3 protein-coding genes are annotated in these 2,672 nt (G+C 34.5%); all 3 read right to left on the reverse strand.

Annotation, left to right across the window (positions count from 1 at the left end; all coding sequences use genetic code 11):
• Window positions 1–8 precede the first annotated feature (8 nt).
• Window positions 9–968: a replication protein gene (locus tag KH893_RS10935; RefSeq protein WP_010989321.1), complete on the reverse strand. Its 960-nt coding sequence runs from the start codon at window positions 966–968 to the stop codon at window positions 9–11.
• Between the two features lie 238 nt (window positions 969–1,206).
• Entirely contained in the window at window positions 1,207–1,683 is a 477-nt protein-coding gene (locus KH893_RS10940; protein ID WP_281166160.1) for a hypothetical protein, read from the reverse strand.
• A 2-nt stretch (window positions 1,684–1,685) separates the two neighbouring features.
• Window positions 1,686–2,444, reverse strand: coding sequence for a plasmid recombination protein (locus tag KH893_RS10945; protein ID WP_281166161.1), 759 nt, complete (start codon window positions 2,442–2,444; stop codon window positions 1,686–1,688).
• Window positions 2,445–2,672 lie beyond the last annotated feature (228 nt).

The following is a 2,672-nucleotide window of genomic DNA, read 5'->3' on the forward strand; positions in this document are numbered from 1 at the left end:
AAAAAAAACTACAAAACTTGAAAAGTCTGTAGCCAATTCTTCAATTCTTTTTCTATTTTTTTATTTTGTTGAGAAAAAGTTTTTTTCAATTCAATTGTTAATTTGTCAGAAGAGGCAACTCGTTCCTCTATCTGTCTATATTTTGACTTCGTTGGTCTTGATATTCTAGCCCAGTTATCAGGGTCTGCAAGTAGCCCTTTCAAAAATATTCTGCTGTTCACAGACACATCATCAGGAAAATCTTGCGGAGAATAAAAATGTTTCAAACTCTCGTCGACCTGCTTTTGAAAATCATCAGCCCTCCCGCGTCTTAGTTGTAGTTCTAACCGCCAGTAGCATTGTTCGGGGTCTTTAAGGTCTTCAATTCTGCCTTTTTTGATTCTTTCAATTCTTTTGTTATAGAGCCTTATTTGTTTCTCTGATGACCTGGCACCAAAATACGCGGTCTGTAAATCTCCACTTTTTCCATAAAAAAATGTATTTCCAACTGGTTCACCTAATCGGTAAGACACAACTTTTTCATCGGGGACATCAAAAATATCGGCAGCAATGTCAGCCCTTGAAAAATGGGGCGTGATGAATAAATCAGATATAAATTGCTTCAAGCCATTTTCAAAAAAACTATCTAACTTGTTCGGGTTAAAATCTAAGCGCCCTTTATTTTTGTCAAACTTTAATCGTTCAAAATAAGCAACGTTCTCTCCATCATCGGTTATCATTTGATAACCATTTCCGGACAAACGACAATGACCAAAATGTTCAAAAACTTTGAACATATCTTCAATAGTAATTCTGCTTTTAACTTCGCCAGATATTTTGTTAGTTGTATACCCCGCAGGTAAGAATGGAGCAAGTTCTCCAACAATCGTTAGACGGTCAATGCTCCACTTTATAGATGAAGTGTAAACATTTTTTACACTTAGCCGGCTGTTAGAAGGGGCCGGCTTTTCAATAGATGTTTTGGTCATAAAAAAAAGTCCTATTCTTGTCAGGACTTTTTATGATGGTATACTATAAATGTTTAGAATATAGATATACCAATACTTTAAATCCTGACAATTTAAAGTATATCGCCAATTCCGTTATTTTGAAAAATAACGGTTTTTTTGTGCCCGCAAAAGACGCGGGCTGCCCATCAAAAAAGGGCAGATTATAAAAATCCGCCCTTTTTATGACGGCTTTCTTCCTATTTATATATAACTATTATTAGATAATTTTTGATGTTTCTTTTACCAACTCTTCATAGGCTTCAAGTTCTTCGTCAGGAGACCAACGCCATAATTGTGTTGTATCTATTCCGTATCGGCAAAATAGAAAATGGTCAGCACCGTTGTAGTTTGAAAGAGTGATTGTTATTGTTTTTCCTTTAGGCAGTTCTTCAAGACGCTTCTTCGTTTTCTCTATTTCTTTTTTTGAAAACTTTTCTTCAAGGACTTTCCAAACTCTAAAAAAATTATATTTATCTTTATCAAAAGTTTCGTCATTTAAGTTGCGTCTCGCTACTTGGGCGCGTTTAATTTTAAGAATTGCGACCTTTTGAGTGTGAGACATTGAGGTCAAGTTGATATCATCTTTTGCCGTTGCTACTGACAACTTTTGTTCTTTCAATATTTCTTCATCTAATTTTTTTACGGCTTCAATTCTTTCAATTGGGTGTAAATATCTAGTCTTATCTTCAATCATTTTTATCTTGTCCTTTCAATTGTTTTTTCAATTGTTTTTTTAGGTCGACCAACGTCGTAACCTTGTTCTTCTAATTTTTGTATTTTCTTTTTTAATTCTTCAATTCTTAAGTTTTGACTTTTAGCAATTTCAATTTCAGGATAATTTTTCCTAAGCGTATTCTTCATTTCATTAGTCGACGCAGTTCTAAAAACTTTGAATGCTTCTCTACTATTTTTTATCTTCGTAATTTGTTTAAACATTCCAGAATTGCCGACCCTATAGCCCCCTCGTTTATCTTTAAAAATTGGCAAATAATCAATCTGTAAATGAGGACTAGTTTCGTCCATATGGACGGAGGCTGCCACTACTCTATTGCCTAAGGTTTGGACAACTTTATCGCCAAAATCTCGCAAGACTTGCGCCAATTTATTGCGGTCTAAATTATCACCGGCCTGGCCAATCTGAACAATCAATTGAGCACAATCACGGTCGCCTTTGCCTTTCCAATTTTTTGCTTTTCTCCTGTTAATCAAAAATTGTTTTTCTAAAAAATTATCGACTGTCTTATATTTTCTGGCTTCCCGTTTTTGTTTTTCATCGTGTGTTTTTATAAAACTGCCTAGCAACTTAGTTGCTACTTCTTTTTTGGTTTTTGATATAAGAACAATATTTTGTTCAGTTTTTGAATGGTCAACATTTCCAAAGTATTCCCGACTTTTTCTGAGCGTTTCTGCCGGATTAGAAAAATTAGATATGTGAAAAGTGAAAGTTTCTTTCATATCTCTCGCTCCTTTCGGAGGTAGTATAGTCGGCTTTTTTAAAAAGCCTACCCCCTTACACTTTTGACACTATGTATCAAAAGTCGGGGTCCTGCGGAGCAAAAAAAAACTACAAAACTTGAAAAGTCTGTAGCCAATTCTTCAATTCTTTTTCTATTTTTTTATTTTGTTGAGAAAAAGTTTTTTTCAATTCAATTGTTAATTTGTCAGAAGAGGCAACTCGTTCCT

Source organism: Liquorilactobacillus sicerae, from assembly GCF_029916425.1.
GTDB classification, from domain to species: Bacteria; Bacillota; Bacilli; order Lactobacillales; family Lactobacillaceae; genus Liquorilactobacillus; species Liquorilactobacillus sicerae.

Coding starts and splice junctions, on each gene's coding strand:
- KH893_RS10935 (WP_010989321.1), bottom strand. CDS start 968: ATGACCAAAACATCTATTGAAAAGCCGGCCCCTTCTAACAGCCGGCTA.
- KH893_RS10940 (WP_281166160.1), bottom strand. CDS start 1,683: ATGATTGAAGATAAGACTAGATATTTACACCCAATTGAAAGAATTGAA.
- KH893_RS10945 (WP_281166161.1), bottom strand. CDS start 2,444: ATGAAAGAAACTTTCACTTTTCACATATCTAATTTTTCTAATCCGGCA.